This is a genomic window from Pseudonocardia benzenivorans CB1190 (genome assembly GCF_000196675.2).
Lineage (GTDB): Bacteria > Actinomycetota > Actinomycetes > Mycobacteriales > Pseudonocardiaceae > Pseudonocardia > Pseudonocardia benzenivorans.
Map to the genome: position 1 here is coordinate 5,752,507 of NC_015312.1, position 17,089 is coordinate 5,769,595.

Annotated in this window: 16 protein-coding genes; 3 read left to right on the plus strand and 13 right to left on the minus strand. The window is 75.5% G+C overall.

Going from position 1 to position 17,089, the window contains the following annotated elements; genetic code table 11:
- Positions 1 to 2: 2 nt before the first annotated feature.
- Positions 3 to 1,211 carry a type VII secretion-associated protein gene (locus tag PSED_RS27055; RefSeq protein ID WP_013677426.1) on the minus strand — a complete coding sequence of 403 codons (1,209 nt, stop codon included), beginning with the start codon at positions 1,209 to 1,211 and terminating at the stop codon, positions 3 to 5.
- Between the two features lie 2 nt (positions 1,212 to 1,213).
- Positions 1,214 to 5,119, minus strand: coding sequence for a type VII secretion protein EccC (locus PSED_RS27060; RefSeq protein ID WP_013677427.1), 3,906 nt, complete (start codon positions 5,117 to 5,119; stop codon positions 1,214 to 1,216).
- Positions 5,120 to 5,281: 162 nt separating this feature from the next.
- Here PSED_RS27060 and eccD point away from each other — a divergent pair, with 162 nt between their 5' ends.
- Complete coding sequence (gene eccD, locus PSED_RS27065; protein ID WP_013677428.1) at positions 5,282 to 6,748, plus strand: type VII secretion integral membrane protein EccD; 1,467 nt, start codon at positions 5,282 to 5,284, stop codon at positions 6,746 to 6,748.
- On the plus strand, positions 6,745 to 7,920 hold the full coding sequence (mycP, locus tag PSED_RS27070; RefSeq protein WP_013677429.1) for a type VII secretion-associated serine protease mycosin: 1,176 nt from the start codon (positions 6,745 to 6,747) through the stop codon (positions 7,918 to 7,920). The genes eccD and mycP overlap by 4 nt, the downstream gene beginning before the upstream one ends.
- A 216-nt stretch (positions 7,921 to 8,136) precedes the next feature.
- Here mycP and eccB read toward each other — a convergent pair whose 3' ends face one another.
- From eccB to PSED_RS27085, 3 genes are read right to left on the minus strand one after another with little or no spacing between them, the layout of a single operon-like run.
- On the minus strand, positions 8,137 to 9,501 hold the full coding sequence (gene eccB, locus PSED_RS27075; RefSeq protein WP_013677430.1) for a type VII secretion protein EccB: 1,365 nt from the start codon (positions 9,499 to 9,501) through the stop codon (positions 8,137 to 8,139).
- 60 nt (positions 9,502 to 9,561) lie between these two features.
- On the minus strand, positions 9,562 to 10,236 hold the full coding sequence (locus PSED_RS27080) for a response regulator transcription factor (protein ID WP_013677431.1): 675 nt from the start codon (positions 10,234 to 10,236) through the stop codon (positions 9,562 to 9,564).
- On the minus strand, positions 10,233 to 11,429 hold the full coding sequence (locus PSED_RS27085; protein ID WP_143770641.1) for a sensor histidine kinase: 1,197 nt from the start codon (positions 11,427 to 11,429) through the stop codon (positions 10,233 to 10,235). Before PSED_RS27085 ends, PSED_RS27080 begins: the two co-directional genes overlap by 4 nt.
- Positions 11,430 to 11,655: 226 nt before the next feature.
- Here PSED_RS27085 and PSED_RS27090 point away from each other — a divergent pair, with 226 nt between their 5' ends.
- On the plus strand, positions 11,656 to 12,072 hold the full coding sequence (locus PSED_RS27090) for a DUF1707 SHOCT-like domain-containing protein (RefSeq protein ID WP_013677433.1): 417 nt from the start codon (positions 11,656 to 11,658) through the stop codon (positions 12,070 to 12,072).
- 88 nt (positions 12,073 to 12,160) lie between these two features.
- Here the strand turns inward: PSED_RS27090 and truA are convergent, their stop codons facing one another.
- The 8 genes from truA to infA form a co-directional block, all read right to left on the minus strand.
- Positions 12,161 to 12,952, minus strand: coding sequence for a tRNA pseudouridine(38-40) synthase TruA (gene truA, locus PSED_RS27095; RefSeq protein ID WP_013677434.1), 792 nt, complete (start codon positions 12,950 to 12,952; stop codon positions 12,161 to 12,163).
- Positions 12,953 to 13,020: 68 nt separating this feature from the next.
- Positions 13,021 to 13,758 carry a 50S ribosomal protein L17, sunset domain variant gene (gene rplQ / locus PSED_RS27100; protein ID WP_013677435.1) on the minus strand — a complete coding sequence of 246 codons (738 nt, stop codon included), beginning with the start codon at positions 13,756 to 13,758 and terminating at the stop codon, positions 13,021 to 13,023.
- Positions 13,759 to 13,760: 2 nt separating this feature from the next.
- Positions 13,761 to 14,804 carry a DNA-directed RNA polymerase subunit alpha gene (locus tag PSED_RS27105; protein ID WP_013677436.1) on the minus strand — a complete coding sequence of 348 codons (1,044 nt, stop codon included), beginning with the start codon at positions 14,802 to 14,804 and terminating at the stop codon, positions 13,761 to 13,763.
- A 102-nt stretch (positions 14,805 to 14,906) separates the two neighbouring features.
- A complete protein-coding gene (gene rpsD / locus PSED_RS27110; protein ID WP_013677437.1) occupies positions 14,907 to 15,512 on the minus strand; it encodes a 30S ribosomal protein S4 in 606 nt (201 codons plus the stop codon).
- A gap of 20 nt (positions 15,513 to 15,532) precedes the next feature.
- Positions 15,533 to 15,940 (minus strand): 30S ribosomal protein S11, encoded by a 408-nt coding sequence (rpsK, locus tag PSED_RS27115; protein ID WP_013677438.1) that lies wholly within the window; start codon positions 15,938 to 15,940, stop codon positions 15,533 to 15,535.
- Positions 15,940 to 16,320: a 30S ribosomal protein S13 gene (gene rpsM / locus PSED_RS27120; RefSeq protein WP_013677439.1), complete on the minus strand. Its 381-nt coding sequence runs from the start codon at positions 16,318 to 16,320 to the stop codon at positions 15,940 to 15,942. Before rpsM ends, rpsK begins: the two co-directional genes overlap by 1 nt.
- A gap of 174 nt (positions 16,321 to 16,494) precedes the next feature.
- Entirely contained in the window at positions 16,495 to 16,608 is a 114-nt protein-coding gene (gene rpmJ / locus PSED_RS27125) for a 50S ribosomal protein L36 (RefSeq protein ID WP_010148647.1), read from the minus strand.
- Between the two features lie 34 nt (positions 16,609 to 16,642).
- A complete protein-coding gene (gene infA, locus PSED_RS27130) occupies positions 16,643 to 16,864 on the minus strand; it encodes a translation initiation factor IF-1 (protein WP_004558881.1) in 222 nt (73 codons plus the stop codon).
- Between the last annotated feature and the right edge of the window lie 225 nt (positions 16,865 to 17,089).

Sequence of the window (17,089 nt, forward strand, 5' to 3'; positions counted from 1 at the left end):
CCTCAGGCGCGGACCACCGACCCGACGACCTCCGCGCACGCCCGCGTCAGCGCCCCCGACGTCACGGACCCGTGCCGGCAACCCACGCTGAGCTGGGCCGGCCCGTCGAGCAGCACGGTCCAGTCGACGAGCGCGCCGTCCGCGAGGAGCTGGACGTAGGTGGTGACGGGCCGCCCGGCCCGCACCCCGACCGCCCACCCGGACAGCGGCTCGCCGGCGGCAACGGCGGCGTCGAAGACGGCCCGCAGCTCGGCGGCGGCCCGCCGCGGTTCGAGTGCCGCGTCGTACCCGAGATCGGTCCGCTCCACCGCGACGAGCTCGACACCGTTCGGCACGTCCCGCGGCGTCACGACGGTGCGCCGTCGCTCCGGTCGGCCACCGGTGTGGACCCACCCCTCGGGCAGCGTGAACCGGTAGCCGTACTGCGCGAGGGTCGCGGCCGCCGGCGCCGTTGCCGGGGCGACGCGCCCGGCGTTCCCGCCCCCGTACAGCAGAAGGCCGGCCCCGGCACCGACGACCAGCAGCAGCGCGACCGTCGCGGCGACCGGCCGCCACGGCCGCCTGCGCGGTGCGGGCAACAGCCGGGGCACCGGACCGGTGCCGGGCGCGTCCGGTGCCCGCGGCGCGTCGCTCACGGCGGCAAGGACGAGCGCCGCGGCCGGATCCGCGGCCACCCGGACCCCGGTGACGCCCGCGGCGTCGAGCAGCTCGGCGAGCAGCGGATCGCGGGCGAGCCCGCCGACGAGCACGACCTCTCGGACCCGGTGCGCCCGTGCAGCGTCGGCGACGACCACCACGACCTCGGCCAGCACCGTCGCGAGCAGCTCGCGGGCCGCCGTGGACCGCCGGGCGAACCGCTCGCGGGCGGCGCGCGCGACGGCCGGGTCGACGTGCAGCGCGGCCGCCAGCGCGGCGTCGCACGCGGTGCCGCCCACCGGAACGCGGATCGTGGCCGTCACCCGGGAACCGTCCACGACGGACACCCGTGTCCCGGACGCACCCGCGTCGACGACGAGCCGCGCCGCCTCGCCACCGACGGCCGCGGCCGCGTCGACCCCGACGACGAGAGGGTCGACGGGCCGTCCGAACAGCAGCCGGACCGCCTCGCCCGGATCGACCCGCCCGGCCAGCTCGGCCACGACGCGAGGCGCCGGGTCGGCGACGGCGACCCGCGTGCGGTCGGCACCCGGCGCGACGGCGACGCGCACCATGCTCAGCCGCCCGTCTCGTCGGACGCGAGCCAGCCGATCTGGATCCGGCGCGGCCCCCGACGCCGGTCGACGAGCACGGCCCGCCCGGGCGGCATCGGTCCGGCCTTGACGTTCTCGACGAGCGCGCCCTCGTCGGGGCTGCCGTTCATCACCAGACCCGGAGCGCCGAGCTCGCGCAGCCGGCCGAGCACCGGGTCGTAGAGCGCGCGGCCGGCGCCGCCGCACCGGCGCGCGACCACCACGTGCAGCCCGACGTCCTTGGCCTGCGGCAGGAACTCCGCGAGCGGCAGCAGCGGATGCGTCCCGCCCGTCGCGGTCGGTGCGACGAGGTCGTAGTCGTCGACGAGCAGCCACACCTCGGGCGCGGTCCACCAGTCGCGGGCGCGCAGTTGCCGCGGGGTGACCTCGGGGCCGGGGAGCCTGCGCCGCAACGACTCCGCGACATCGCGGGCGGCGGCGGCGATGGTCTCGGCGGTGCTCGGCGCGGCGAGCAGGTGGCCGTCCGGGACCGCGTCCAGCAGCGCGCGCCGAGGGTCGACGACGACGAGCCGCGCCTGCTCCGGGGTGAACCGTGCGCAGACCTCGGCGGCCAGCAGCCGCAGCAGCGCGCTCTTGCCGCTCTCGGCGTCGGCGAAGCACATCAGGTGCGGCTCGGCCGCGGGATCCAGCTCGACGAGGGCCAGCCCGTCCTCGTCCAGCCCCAGTCGCAGCCGCCCGGGCGCCGCGGCGGGCAGTGACCGGAGGTCGACCCGTGCGGGCAGCGTCCGCACCGGCGGCATCCCCTCCTCCGGCCACGCGGCCGCGACGGCGGCGACGAGCGCGTCGGTGTCGGGGTAGGCGCTCGTCCAGGGCGCGGCGACGACGGCCGCCGCGCCGTCCCGGGCGAGGCAGTGCCCGGGGCGCGCCGGGACGGTCGCCGCCCGCCTGCGGTCGATCTCCGACTCGCCGGGCTCGCCGAGCCGCAGCTCGATCCGGGTGCCGAGCAGCTCCTTGAGCGCGGGTCGCAGCTCGCTCCAGCGCCCCGCCGCGACGGCGAGGTGCACGCCGTAGCCGAGGCCCTGCGCCGCGAGGGGAAGCAACCGCGTCTCGACGTCCTCGAACTCGGTGCGCAGCGCGAGGCACCCGTCGACGACGAGCACGACGTCGGTGGCGGGCTCGTCGGGGAAGTCGCCGGCGGCGCGGCGGATGCGGAACTCCTCGACCGAGGCCATCCCGGCGTCGCGGAAGAGCCGTTCGCGTCGGGTGAGCAGCGCCGCGACCTCGGCGACCGTGCGGCGCACCAGGTCGGGGTCCCCCCGGTCGGCGACGGTGCCGACGTGCGGCAGGCCGCCGAGCCGGGCCAGCGCGCCCCCACCGAGGTCGATCGCGTGGACGCCGACCGCTGCCGGGGAGCGGCTCGCCGCGAGCGCGGCGACGAGCGTCACCAGCGCCGTGGACTTGCCGGCCCGGGGGCCACCGACGACGGCGACGTGGCCGGCCGCACCGGCCAGATCGATCTCGAGTGGTTCGCGTCGTTGCTGGTAGGGCCGGTCGACGACGCCGACGACGGCCCGCAGGCCCTCCGCGGTGGCGCCGAGCTGCCGATCGTCGAGCGGGGCGTCGTCGAACGCGGCACCGAGCGCGGCGGTGTCGAGCGGGGGCGGGTCGTCCAGCGGCGGCAGCCAGACCCGGTGCGCGGGGGGACCGAGCCCGTCGGCGGCGGTGATGAGCTCGTCGAGGACGGACGCGCCCGGCCCGGACCCGTCGTCGGGCAGAGGCTGCGAACCGTGCCACTGCGCGACGACGTCGACCCCGAACGGCAACGCCCGCCGCACGCCCGCGTCGCCGGTGGACCGCGACCCGCGCGCGGCCGGGCCCGAGACGTACGTCGCCCGGAAGCGCACCAGCTCGCCGGTCCCGTCGGCGAGGAACGCCGAACCCGGCACGGGCGGCAGCTGATGCGCGTCGGGGACCCCGAGCACGGCACGCGACTCCGCGGCGGAGAAGGTGCGCAACGCGATCCGGTACGACAGGTGCGACTCCAACCCGCGCAGTCGACCCTCCTCCAACCGCTGCGACGCGAGCAGCAGGTGCAGCCCCAGGGAGCGGCCGAGTCGCCCCACCGTCACCATCAGGTCGATCAGCTCGGGTCGCTGCGCGAGCAGCTCGGAGAACTCGTCGACGACGATCAGCAGCGCGGGCAGCGGCGGCAGCTCGGGCCGCTGCCGTCGGGCGGCGGTGTAGTCGGCGACACCCGAGAGGTTGCCGGCGGCCCGCAGCAGCTCCTGGCGGCGGGTGATCTCGCCCGAGATCGCGGCGGCCATCCGGTCGACCAGCGTCAGCTCGTCGGCGAGATTCGTGATCACCGCGGAGACGTGCGGCAGGCCCGAGAGGCCGAGGAACGTCGCGCCCCCCTTGAAGTCGACGAGCACGAGGTTCAGCTCCGCGGGGTCGTGCGCGGTCGCCAGCCCCAGCACCAGGCTGCGCAGCAGCTCCGACTTGCCCGAGCCCGTCGCGCCGATGCACAGCCCGTGCGGACCGGAGCCGCCCTGGGCGGACTCCTTGAGGTCCAGCAGCAGCGGGTTGCCGTGCTCGTCGACGCCCAGCGGTACGCGCAGCCGGTCGGCCGCGGTCCGGGCGCGGCGCCTCCGCAGGGCGGTCACGTCGGCGGGTCCCGGCCGGGGCGGGAGCCCGAGCAACGACGGGAGATCCTGCGGCGCAACGGATTCGCCATCGTCGGCGGTCGGGGCCGCGGCTGGTCGGTAGCGTGCGAGCCTGCGGGCGAGAGCCGCCGCCTCGACGGCGCCGAGCGCGTCGGGCACGCCGACCGGGGTACCGGCGTCGTCGCCACGCACCCGCGCGAGCGCACCGGTCGACACCACGAGCCGCACGACCGACGGGACCGACCGCCTGCCCGGCGGGGCGCCGACGCGCAGGACCGTCACACCGGCGACCGCGGCCCACGCCCCGGGCGCGTCGGTGCCCTCGACCACGACGAGCACGTGCGGCTCGGCCGGCCCCGCCGCGGCCGGCCGTCCGGCCAGCTCCGCGGCGAGCAGGCCGCGCAGCTCGTCGGCGTCCGAGGTCACCATCCGGACCGGGCCCACGGCGTCGCTGCGTTGCGGGTGGCCGTTGTGCGGCAACCATTTCACCCACTCCCAGGCCGCCCGGTCCGCGGCCAGCACGGCGACCAGCGCGTCGGCGGGGCTGTGCCACATGACGTACTGGGCGACGATCGCGCGGGCCAGCGCGCGCGCCGGCTCCGGATCGGTGCCGGTGCGTTCGAGCCACACCGTCGCGGTGGACCGCAGTGCCAGCGCGACCGGCAGGTCGGCGACGACGGAGTGGCACCCGAGGAAGCGCCGCAACGCCGCCGCGGTGACCGGCTCGACGCCCTCGACCGGGCCGGTCTGCGGGGCGGTCAACCGGGTCGCGAGCCGCTGGGGCCCGAGCGCGACGCGGACCTGCGCGAAGTCGGGATCGGTCGGACGCCGTTCCCAGAGCCTGCCGGCGGCGACGACGTCGACCCACGCGGCCGGCCCGGGGTGCACCGAGCAGAGCGCGGCCCGCTGCTCGTCGGCGACCTGCCGGACGCGGGCGCGCTGCGTCGCGAGATAGCGCAGGTAGTCGCGCCGGTCCTCGTCGAGCCCGGCGGCCCGGGCGGCGGGCCCCTGCCCGGCCGATCCCGACACGGCCATCGCGATGCCGGACAACACGATCATCCCGCCGAACGTCCACGACGACGGGTTGCGGACGCCGAGTGCGGCGACCATCCCGATCGACCCGACCACCATCACGACGGGCAGCAGCCGGCCCGCCAGACCGCCCGGCACGACGCGCTCCGGCTCCGGCGGCGGTTCGAGCACCAGCTCGCCCGCGGGCATCCGCGGCGTGGACCGGCGCGGCCGCACGATCGCGATCGTGCCCACTGGCACTCCTTTCGGCACCGGCCCGGGTCGACGCTGTCAGGTGCGAACGACCGGCCGCTGGTTCGTCGGTTCGGCCCGTATGGGGCCGAGAGCGCGGCGATAGTAGGCAGCCCGGGCCACCCGCCGTGGCCGATTCACAGAACGGAACACGAGGTGACCGCCGTGGCTCCCCGTCCCGATCCGGCCCTGGCGACGCCGCCCGTCCCGGACTTCTCGGCGACCGTCCCGCTCGGCAGCGATCCCTACGCGAGCGCGCGGCGCCAGGCCGGCACGCCGCCGGTGCCGGGCTCGCCCTGGTGCCGGGTGACGGTGTGCGCCCCGCACCGCACCGCCGACGTCGCGCTCCCGACGGGTGTGCCCGTCGCCGAGCTCGTCCCGATGCTGCTCGACCTGCTGGGCAGGCCATCCGGCATGTCCGGCGGGCCGGTGCCGTGGCGGCTCGCGACGGCCGCGGGCGCCCTGCTGCCCGCCGCCTCCTCGCTCGACCTGCTGGGCGTGCTCGACGGCGAGGTCCTGTACTTCGCCCCGGACGTCGCCCCGCCGCCCCCGCCGGTGCTCGACGATCCCGTCGACGCGCTGGCCCGGGCCGCGACACCGACACCCGGGGGTGGCATCGAGGGCGCCGGGTCCGTGCTCGCCCTGCTGGTCGCGGGCATCGCGGCCGGGTTGCTCGCCGTTGCCGCGGCGACCGGGTCGGCAGGGCGGGTGCCGGTCGCCGTCGTCGCTGCGCTGCTCGCGGTGGGGGGCGTCGTCGCGGCGGGGCGGCGGCCGCCCGACCTCGCCGGGCTGCGCGAGGCGCGGGTGGCGGCGTTGGCGGCCACGGGTTTCGCCGCGGCGGCGGGGTGGGCGGCGCTGCCGTCGGGTCCCGGTGGGCTGCTGCTGACCGCTGCCGCGGGCGGGGTGGCGGCGGCGGGAGGCCAGATCGTGGTCCGGGTCGTCACGCCCGCGCTGCTCGCCGTCGCCACGATCGCCGGCGCACTCGTGGTGGCCGCGACCGGGGCCCTGCTGACCGGGGCCGGGGCCGCGCCGGTGGCGGCGACGACGGCGGCGGTCGCGCTCGCCGCGAACGCGCTGGTGCCCCGCTGCGCGCTCCGGCTCGCCGGGCTCCCCTCCCCCGCGGTCCCGCCCATCGACGACGACCTCGTCACCGGCGCCGGGGCCGACATGTCGCCCGACGAGCTGGCCGACCGAGCCGACCTCGCCCGCGGCTACCTCACCGGTGGGGTGGCGGGCCTTGCCTGCGTCGCGGCCGGCGGAGCCGTGGTGGCGACGACGTCCACGGCCGTCCCGTCGTGGCTCGCCGCGCTGTTCGCGGCGCTCGTCGCCCTCGTGCTGGCGCTGCGGTCACGCGGCACGCCGGACGCGACGACCGTGCTCGTCCTGCTGACCACCGCGGCTGTCGCGGGGCTGGCCGCGCTGCTGCCGGTGGCCGCCGCGGGCCCCGTCGGGCCGATCGTCGTCGGGCTGGTCCTCGTCGCGGCCGCGGCCGGGCTGGGCACGCGCGGCAGGGTCGTCGCCTCGCCGGTCCTCCGACGGGCGACCGACATGATCGAGATCGGCCTCGTCGCGACGACGGCGCCCCTGGCCGTCGCGGTGTCCGGCCTGTACACCGTGGTCCACGGCCTGTGATCAGCGCCCTCGCCGCGGTGGCCGCCGCCGCGCTGCTCGCCGTCGCACCGCTGCACGCGACCGTCCCGGCGCTGCACGCGCCCGCGCACTGTCACGACACCCGCGACGGCCCGCCGCCGACGACGGTCGACCCCGCCGTGGCCGCTCTGCGGCTCGACGCCGCGCACCGGCTCGCGACCGGCCGCGGCGTGCGCGTCGCCGTCATCGACACCGGGGTGGCCGCGCACCCGCGGCTGACGGGCCGGCTCACCGGGGGCGGCGACTCCGTCGGCGGCGGGACCGGGATGCAGGACTGCGACGGCCACGGCACCGCCGTCGCCGGGCTCATCGCGGCCGCGCCCGACGACGCGGACGCGTTCACGGGGGTCGCCCCCGGCGCGTCGGTACTGGCGATCCGGCAGTCGAGCCTCGTGTTCCTCGACGACGCCGGGCGGACCACACCGGTCGGCGACACCAGGACCCTGGCCGACGCGATCGACGCCGCCGTGCGGGCGGGCGCCGACGTCGTGAACGTGTCCGAGGCCGCCTGCACCAGCAGGGCCGAGGCCGCCGCTGCCGCCCCGCCGCTGCGCCGGGCACTGCGGGAGGCCGTCGAGAAGAACGTCGTCGTCGTGGCGGCGGCGGGCAACATCGGGAGCGGCGGCTGCACGGGCGAGCTCGTCGCGCTGCCCGGATCGCTGGGCGCGGACGTCCTCGCCGTGGGGGCGGTCGACCGCTCCGGGACGCCTGCGGGCTTCAGCGTGCGCGGGCCGTGGATCGACGTCGCCGCGCCCGGCGACGGCCTCGCCTCGCTCGCGATCCCCTCCGGTTTCACCGGTCCGACGGTGCGCGGCACCAGCTTCGCGGCACCCTTCGTCAGCGGGACCGCGGCGCTGCTGCGCGAGCGCAACCCTCGGATGAGCGCCCGCGCGATCATGGACAGGATCGTGTCGACGGCGCGGCCCGCCGGTCCGAGCGACGCCGTCGGTGCCGGGATCGTCGACCCCGTGGCGGCGCTGGGCGGCACCGCCGATCTCGCCGCCCGGGCGCCGACGGCTCCGCTGCCGGGACTGGGTGTGCGGATGGCCCCGCCACCCGGCCTCCCGCCCGAGGTCGGCGCCGGTGCGGTGGGGGTCGCGGCCCTCGCCGTCCTGCTCCTGGTCCGCGCCCTGCGCCGGCCTCGGCAGCGCTGACACCGGCAGCCGCCCGTCCCTGTCTCCCGGCCGCAACCCCACTGCTGTCCGGACGCGCGATCACGACGCGCAGGTTGCGCCCGGCGGCGGCAGCGCCCGGGAATCGGCCGCCCGCTCCCGGCCGCAACCTCACTGCTCCCTGGCCGCGCGAGCACGACGCGCAGGTTGCGCCCCGCGGCGGCAGCGCCCGCCGCGTGGCCGGCACGGGCGGCGTCGTCAGTTCCCGGCCGCGGGGACGTCGACGACGCGGTCGGTGGCGCCCAGGTCGAGCGTCGCACCCGTCGGGAGCAGCGCCAGGACCGCGTCGGGCGCGGGCTCCGCGGCACCCAACCCGAGCGCCGCGGCGGTCGCGTCGTCGGCGACGTGGTGCACGACGCCCGTCGTCGACACCAGCGCCGGTCCCGTCCCGGTCCGCACCGGCCCACCGGCCCCCTCGCCCAGGACGACCGCGTCGGTCCGGGGGCCCGGTCCGTCGCGCTGCGCCAGGTCGACGGTGACGGCCCCACTCGGCACCGGGAGGGCGTCCCCCAGCCCGACGTGCGCGCCGTTCGGCGTCCAGGTCCGGCACACGACCGGGGATCGCTCGGCCCACCGGGCCGGTGGGGCGGGCCACTCACCGAGCGGTGGCGTCGACACCCGCAGCGCCGCGACCGTCGTGGGGGCGACCGTCCCGACGGGGCGGCCCGAGCGCGCCGCGAGCACCTTCGCGAGCAGCGGTGGGACCTCGCGCAGCCCGGTGGGCAGCACGACGTACGACCTCTCCTCCACAGTGGACACGACGTCGCCGACCAGCGCGTCGACGCCGGTGGGCGCCCTCCCGCGGGGCAGTGACGGCGTCGCGAGCCGGCCGCCGTCGGGAACGACGGAGAGCAGGCCCGGGCTGATCGGCCGGACGGTCCGGGCGTCGGCACCGAGGCCGGCGAGCAGGGGTGCGTCGTCGAGGTCGATGCCGTACCGCACCCCGTCGACGATCGCGTAGGTCGCGCCGCCGCCGCGGACGAGCACGGCGGCGGGGTCGCCCGGTGCGGCCGCCCCACCCGCGACGACCGTCGTGCCGGTCAGCTCCGACCCGTCGGGCGTGACGCGGTCGCACACCGCCCACGCGCCGACGGGGCCCGGCCCCTCCGGGCGCACCCCGACCGCCGCGGGCGCCTCGGCGATCGGGGTGCGCGGGGCGCCGGCGAGGTCGTCGTCGTCGACGGTGACGGGGACGGCGGTCGCGGCGGCGGTGTCCCCCAGTGCCGCGAGCACGAGGCGGCCGGCAGCCGTGCCGGTGACCGGAATCAGCCGGTCGGGACCGTGCGCGACGGCGTAGAGGGTGCCGCCCTCCCGGGTCACGACGAGGTGCTGGCGGGTCCAGTCGGGGGCCGGGGCGATCGCGGCGTGCAGGGCGACGCCGCCGAGCGCGAGCAGCGCCAGCACGACCCCGGCGAACGCCGCCCGGCGTTGCGAGCGCAGCTGCTCGTGCTGCAGCACGGTGTCGCCCCGGACGAGCGCGGCCTCCATCCGCCGCAGCCCGAACCGGTAGGCGTCGGCCTGGTCGCGGGTGGCGGGGTTGCGGATCGTGGCCGGTCGGACCATTCCGCGGACGTTATCCGGGAGAAGCGCTTCTTCGTGGCGGTTCGGCGGAACCGGCCGCGATCAGCTCGCCCAGCCCGGCCGCACGAGGCCGCTCTCGTACGCGAGCACGACGAGCTGCGCGCGGTCGCGACACCCGAGCTTGCCCATGGCCCTGCTGACGTGCGTCTTCGCCGTCGCCGGGCTGACGACGAGCCGCTCGGCGATGTCGTCGTTGGTCAACCCGCCCGCGACGAGAGCGACGACCTCGCGCTCCCGGTCGGTCAGCACCGTCAGCGCAGACGCGGCGACGGCCCCCGCCGGTCCCGATCGCACCGCGAACTCCTCGATCAGCCGTCGCGTGACGCCCGGTGACAGCAACGCGTCCCCGTCGGCGACGACCCGGACCGCGTGCACGAGCTCGGCGGGCTCGGTGTCCTTCACGAGGAAGCCGCTCGCCCCCGACCGGATGGCCTCGAAGACGTACTCGTCCTCGGCGAAGGTCGTCAGTACGACGACGCGCACCCCCGACAGCCGCGGGTCCGAGGCGATCTCGCGGGTCGCGGCGAGCCCGTCGAGCACGGGCATCCGGATGTCCATCAGCACGACGTCGGGTGTCTGCTCCACGGCGAGCCGCACCGCCTCGCGGCCGTCGGCGGCCTCGGCGACGACACCGACGCCGGGCTGGGCGTCGAGCAGTGCCCGGAACCCGGCCCGGACGAGCGCCTGGTCGTCGGCGAGCAGCACCCGCACGCTCACGACGCACCCACCGGCAGTCGTGCCTCCACCCGGAACCCGCCCCCGCCGGCAGGACCGGCCGTCAGCGCACCGCCGAGCGCGGTCGCCCGCTCGGTCATGCCCGCGATGCCACGTCCCGACCCGTCCGACGGGGCGGCGCCGGGCCCGTCGTCGGTGACGACGACGCGCAGGTCGGGCCCGTCGCGACGGATCGCGACGACGGCCGCCGCTCCCGGCGCGTGCCGACGGACGTTGGTGAGGGCCTCCTGCACGATCCGGTAGGCCGCGAGCCCGGCCTGCTCGTCGACCTCACCGAGCGGCCCGTCGTCGACCAGCCGCACGTCGAGGCCCGCTTCGCACACGCGCCCGACGAGATCGGGCACCGCGCCGAGGCCCGGCACCGGACCGCGCGGCGCGGCTTCGTCGGCGCCGCGCAGCACCCCGAGCGTCGTGCGCATCTCGCGCAGCACCTCCTTGCTCGACCGCTTGATCGCGGTCAGCGCGTCGCGGGTCTGCGCGGGGTCGCCGCCGGAGTCCATCAGGTGCAGCGCCACCCCGGCCTGCACGTTGATCAGCGAGATGTGGTGACCGAGGACGTCGTGCAGCTCCCGGGCGATCCGCAGGCGTTCCTCGGTCGCACATCGCAGCCCGTACTCCGCGGCACGACGTCGCTCCTCGGCGACCCGCTCGCGGCGGACCCGCACGCCCTCCGACCCGACCAGCACGACGAGCGTCCAGCCGACGAGCGCTCCGATCGCCGGGCCGGGCACGGGCGAGCCGCCGAGCGCGTGCGTGAGCAGGTAACCGCCGACCCCCACGAAGCCCACCAGCCAGGCGACGAGCCGTCTCCCGGCGACGACGGTCGCCACGAGCGCGACGATCGTCGCCAGCACGGCGGGGCCGCCGGGGTAGCCGAGGCCGAAGTAGAGCAGGGACGCCGCGGTCGTCCCGACGAGCACCGCGACGGGGGCGCGCCGCACGGCGAGCAGGGCCAGCGGGCCGGCCACGAGAAGCAGGTAGGCCCAGACGTCGAGAGGCCGGGCGTCGGGCTGCCAGCGGGCGGCGGCGCTGCACACCCCGACCTGCACGACGAGCGTCACGACGACCGGTAGCACGGTCCAGGGCCACCCGCCGCCGTGGCGATCGGGCCCGTCGTCGGGCGCGCGCCCGACGGCATCCGGCGCTGCCGGGGCGCTCGTCCGGTCGGAGATCACGGGATCACGGTAGGCCGGTCGGGGCGGGTCGTCATCGGCGCCGCGGCGACGGTCCACGTACTCCCAGAGGAGTACGCGCCCCGCCACGAGCACACCCCGGGGCCGACATCGGATGCCCTCCCCGGCCCGACGCGCGCCGCCCTCGAACGCGCCAGGCTCGACGACGACGAACCCGGGGGGACGACACCCGAGGACGAGACCCGAGGACGAGACCGAGGAGCGCATGATGACCATCCCGCAGAACCCGGCGAAGCCCGTCCGCATCGGCGACGCCGATCGCGAGCGCGTCGCCGAACGCATCCGCGGCGCACTCGCCGAGGGCAGGCTGACCCTGGAGGAGGCCGACGAGCGGCAGGCGGCGGCCTATGCCGCCCGCGTCGAGGCGGACCTCGCCGAACTCACCGACGACCTGCCGGCACCGCCCCCGCCGCCCGCACCGCCGTTGTCGACGCAGGCGCGTACCCGGCTCGCCGTCCACGGCGCGGTCGTCGCCGCGCTCGCGACACTGCTGATCATCGGCTGGGCCACCTCGGCCGCGCCGTTCTTCTGGCCGGCGTGGCCGATGTTCTGGCTGGCGTTGAGCCTGTTCGTGCACGCACGCATCGCGCGCCGCCGGGAGGCCCGCCTGCAACCCGCCCGCTGACCGGTCCGTGCCGGGCGACGAGCACCGCGCGCGCCGGGCGAACACCACGCGTCGGCCGCACCTCGCCGCGCCCCTTCGGCAGGGGTCCTCAGCGGGTACGGATGTTGCGCGTCACCGCGGCGCGGGCGGCCAGCGCGTCGTCGGCAGGGTAGTCGACGCCGACGAGGGTGAGCCCGTGCGCGGGCGCGACCGCGACGTCGGAGGCCCGCTCGGCGCGGTCGAGCAGCCCCGCGGGCCATTCGACGGCCCGGCGCCCGCGCCCGACGTCGAGCATCGCCCCGACCAGACTGCGGACCATGCTGTGGCAGAAGGCGTCGGCGCTCAGCTCGGCGCGGACGACCCCGTCGGCGTCGACCGACCACGCGAACCGCAACAGCTCGCGGATCGTCGTCGCCCCCTCGCGGCGCCGGCAGAAGGCCGCGAAGTCGTGCTCGCCGAGCAGCGCGGTGGAGGCCCGTGCGACGGCGTCGAGGTCGATCGGGTGCGGCCAGGCCAGGGTGTCCCTCGCGCGCAACGGGTCGGCACCCCAGGGGGCCGTCGTCACGCGGTAGACGTAGTGCCGGCGCAGCGCGGAGAAGCGGGCGTCGAACTCGGGGGGCACCGCGGTCACGGCCCGCACCCGCACGTCCGGGGGCAGCAGCCGGGCGAGCCGGCGCACCAGCCGGTCGGGCTCGAGCTCTCCGCTCAGGTCGACGTGGGCCACCTGCCCGCTCGCGTGCACACCTGCGTCGGTCCGCCCGGCGACGGTCAGCGCGACGGGAGCGCGCACCAGTCGTTGCAGCGCATCGGTGAGCACACCGTGGACGGTGCGCCTGCCGGGCTGCGGGGCCCAGCCCGAGAAGTCGGTGCCGTCGTAGGCGATGTCGAGCCGGTAGCGCACCGTCGGCCCGACAGCGACGAGCCCGCCGTCCTCGTGGACGGCGGGCTCGTCGTGGTGCGGGGTGGGGATCAGGCCTCGTCGCCCTCGGCCTCGGCGTCGTCGGACGCCTCGTCCGCGGCGGCCTCACGCTGCGACTCGGGCAGCTGGAAGCCCGCGGCCTCGGCCGCCTCGGCGGAGGCGAACCAGACCTCGGCCACGGTGCGGTCGTAGAACGCCGAACCGGGGACGTGGTAGAGCATCGAGTCCGCGTTGCCCTTGATCTCGAAGCCCTCGGGGGCCTGCTGCGGGTCGTCCAGCGGGGCGTGGCTGCCCTCGCCGTACGGCGCGGTCGACTCCTCGGCCGCAGGCTCCTCCGCCGCCGGAGCGGCGGCCGCGGCCTGGGTCTTGTCCTCGGCCGCCCGCTGCGACGCGGCGACCCGGCGGGCCCGCTCGGCCTCGTCGGTGACCGTCTTCTGCGACACCAGCTCGATCACGGCCATCGGGGCGTTGTCGCCCTTGCGCGGCAGCGTCTTGGTGATGCGGGTGTAGCCGCCGTTGCGGTCGGCGAAGAACGGGCCGATGTCGGTGACCAGCCGGTGCACGACGTCCTTGTCCCGGATCACCTTGGCGATCTGGCGGATGTTGTGCAGGTCGCCCTTCTTGGCCTTGGTGATCAGGCGCTCCGCGTACGGACGCAGCCGCCGGGCCTTGGCCTCGGTGGTGGTGATGCGTCCGTGCTCGAACAGCTGCGTCGCCAGGTTGGCCAGGATCAGCCGCTGGTGCGCGGGCGAACCGCCGAGGCGGGGGCCCTTGGTGGGCTGAGGCATGGCTACAACTGCTCCGTTTCTGCGTAGTCCTGACCGTCGTCGCCGAAGGTGTCGGGGTCGAACCCGTCGGAGCCGTAGTCGACGGCCGCGGCCGACGGGTCGAATCCGGGCGGGCTGTCCTTCAGCGCGAGGCCGAGGCCGACGAGCTTCATCTTGACCTCGTCGATCGACTTGGCGCCGAAGTTGCGGATGTCGAGCAGGTCGGCCTCGGACCGGCCCACCAGCTCACCCACGGTGTGGATGCCCTCGCGCTTGAGGCAGTTGTAGGAGCGGACCGTGAGGTCGAGCTCCTCGATCGGCATCGCGAAGGCCGCGATGGTGTCGGCCTCCTGCGGCGACGGGCCGATCTCGATGCCCTCGGCGTCGACGTTGAGCTCGCGGGCGAGCCCGAACAGCTCGACGAGGGTCTTGCCGGCCGAGGCCAGCGCGTCCCGCGGGGTGATCGACGGCTTGGTCTCGACGTCGAGCACCAGCTTGTCGAAGTCGGTGCGCTGCTCGACACGGGTGGCCTCGACCTTGTAGGTCACCTTGAGGACCGGCGAGTAGATCGAGTCGACCGGGATGCGGCCGATCTCGGCGCCGGTGGCCTTGTTCTGCATGGCCGGGACGTAGCCACGACCCCGCTCGACGACGAGCTCCACCTCGAGGCGGCCCTTGTCGTTCAGGGTGGCGATGTGCAGGTCCGGGTTGTGCACGGTGACGCCGGCCGGGGGCACGATGTCGCCCGCGGTGACGGGGCCGGGGCCCTGCTTGCGCAGGTACATCGTCACCGGCTCGTCCTCCTCGGAGCTCACGACGAGCTCCTTGAGGTTGAGGATGATGTCGGTGACGTCCTCCTTGACGCCCGGCACGGTGGTGAACTCGTGCAGCACGCCGTCGATGCGGATGCTGGTCACCGCCGCCCCCGGGATGGAGGACAGGAGGGTGCGCCGGAGCGAGTTGCCCAGCGTGTAGCCGAAGCCGGGCTCGAGGGGCTCGATGACGAACCGCGACCGGGTCTCGGTGACCGAGTCCTCGGTCAGGGTGGGGCGCTGAGAGATCAGCACGATGTGTCTCCTTCGTGTGCCGCGGCAACCACTATTTGATGCCGCAGTGAGCCCCCCGCCCCACTGCAGGGCGGGGGGACGAACAGAGACCGCTGAGACCTACTACTTGGAGTAGAGCTCGACGATCAGCTGCTCGGTGACCTGCGTGTCGATCTGCGCCCGCTCGGGCAGCTGGTGCACGAGGATGCGCAGGTTCGACGGGACGACCTGGAGCCAGGCAGGGATCGGACGGTCGCCGAGGAGCTCCTTGGCGATGATGAACGGGTCCGTGCCCAGCGACTTCGGCTTCACGTCGATGATGTCGTACTGACCGACGCGGTAGCTCGGGATGTTGACCTTCTGGCCGTTGACCAGGAAGTGCCCGTGGTTCACGAGCTGACGGGCCATCCGCCGGGTGCGCGCGAGGCCCGCCCGGTAGACGACGTTGTCGAGCCGCGACTCGAGGATCTGCAGCAGGTTGTCACCGGTCTTGCCGGGACGCCGGTTGGCCTCCTCGTAGTACCGGCGGAACTGCTTCTCCAGCACGCCGTACGCGAAGCGCGCCTTCTGCTTCTCCTGCATCTGCAGGAGGTACTCCGTCTCCTTGATCCGGATCCGGCCGTGCTGGCCGGGCGGGTAGGGACGGCGCTCGAACGCCTGGTCGCCGCCGACGAGGTCGACCTTCAGCCGGCGGGACTTGCGGGTCATGGGGCCGGTGTAACGAGCCATGTCTGGTTACTCCCTTCCCCTTAGACGCGGCGCCGCTTGGGCGGGCGGCATCCGTTGTGCGGCTGGGGGGTCACGTCGCTGATGGTGCCGACCTCGAGGCCCGCGGCCTGCAGGGACCGGATCGCGGTCTCGCGACCGGAGCCCGGGCCCTTGACGAAGACGTCGACCTTCTTCATGCCGTGCTCGGCGGCCTTGCGCGCCGCGTTCTCGGCGGCCATCTGCGCGGCGAACGGCGTCGACTTGCGCGAGCCCTTGAAACCGACGTGGCCGGCGGAGGCCCACGCGATCACGGCACCGGTCGGGTCCGTGATGGACACGATGGTGTTGTTGAAGGTGCTCTTGATGTGCGCGTGGCCGTGCGCGACGTTCTTCTTCTCCTTGCGGCGGACCTTCTTGGGGCCCGCCGCGCCACGAGTACGGGGCGGCATTACTTCTTACCTGCCTTCTTCTTGCCGGCGACCGTCTTCTTCGGTCCCTTGCGGCCGCGGGCGTTGGTCTTGGTGCGCTGGCCGCGCACCGGCAGGCCCCGGCGGTGCCGGATCCCCTGGTAGCAGCCGATCTCGATCTTGCGACGGATGTCGGCCTGCACCTCGCGGCGCAGGTCGCCCTCGACGCGGAAGTTGGCCTCGATGTAGTCACGCAGGGCGGTCAGGTCCTCGTCGGAGAGGTCCTTGGACCGGAGGTCCTTGCTGATACCCGTGGCGTTGAGGATCTCCAGCGAGCGGGTACGCCCGATGCCGAAGATGTAGGTGAGCGCGATCTCCATCCGCTTGTCGCGGGGGAGGTCGACGCCGGCGAGTCGTGCCATGCGGCGGTGTTCTCCTCTTGTCGAATCCCCAGGTCTGCCCGATGTCCGCCCCGGTCCGACTCGTGGTCCGGGCCCCGGCCTGGGGGCCGGGGGTGGGCCGCGCCCGTGTGGCGCGACAGGTGCATCGGGTCCTCTGATGCGGTCAGGACGACCGCGACGTGCAGGGGGCGGCGATCAGCCCTGACGCTGCTTGTGACGCAGGTTCTCGCAGATCACCATGACCCGGCCGTGACGGCGGATCACCTTGCACTTGTCGCAGATCTTCTTGACGCTCGGCTGAACCTTCACGTCTGCTGCCTTCTCGTTCCGGTGGAGCGGGCGATCACTTGTAGCGGTAGACGATGCGGCCGCGGGACAGGTCGTAGGGTGAGAGCTCCACGACCACCCGGTCCTCGGGGAGGATCCGGATGTAGTGCTGCCGCATCTTCCCGCTGATGTGAGCCAGGACCTTGTGCCCGTTCTCCAGCTCCACGCGGAACATCGCGTTCGGCAGGGGTTCGACGACCCGGCCCTCGACCTCGATCGCCCCGTCTTTCTTGGCCATGTCCTCCGCGTTCCGTGATGTCGTGCTCAAGAGTGCTCTGTCGGTCGTGCTCCGGGCGCGACGACCAGGGTCGACGAACTCCGGAAGACACGCGGGACACCGGGAACGACATGCGGGAGGCACGACGGAACCGGCGCAACCCGACGCGCCGAACCACCAGTGTACGGGTCTTGCGTGCAGCCTTCACATTCGGGTACACGCGCGCGGGGAGAGGCCCGGCCGGGA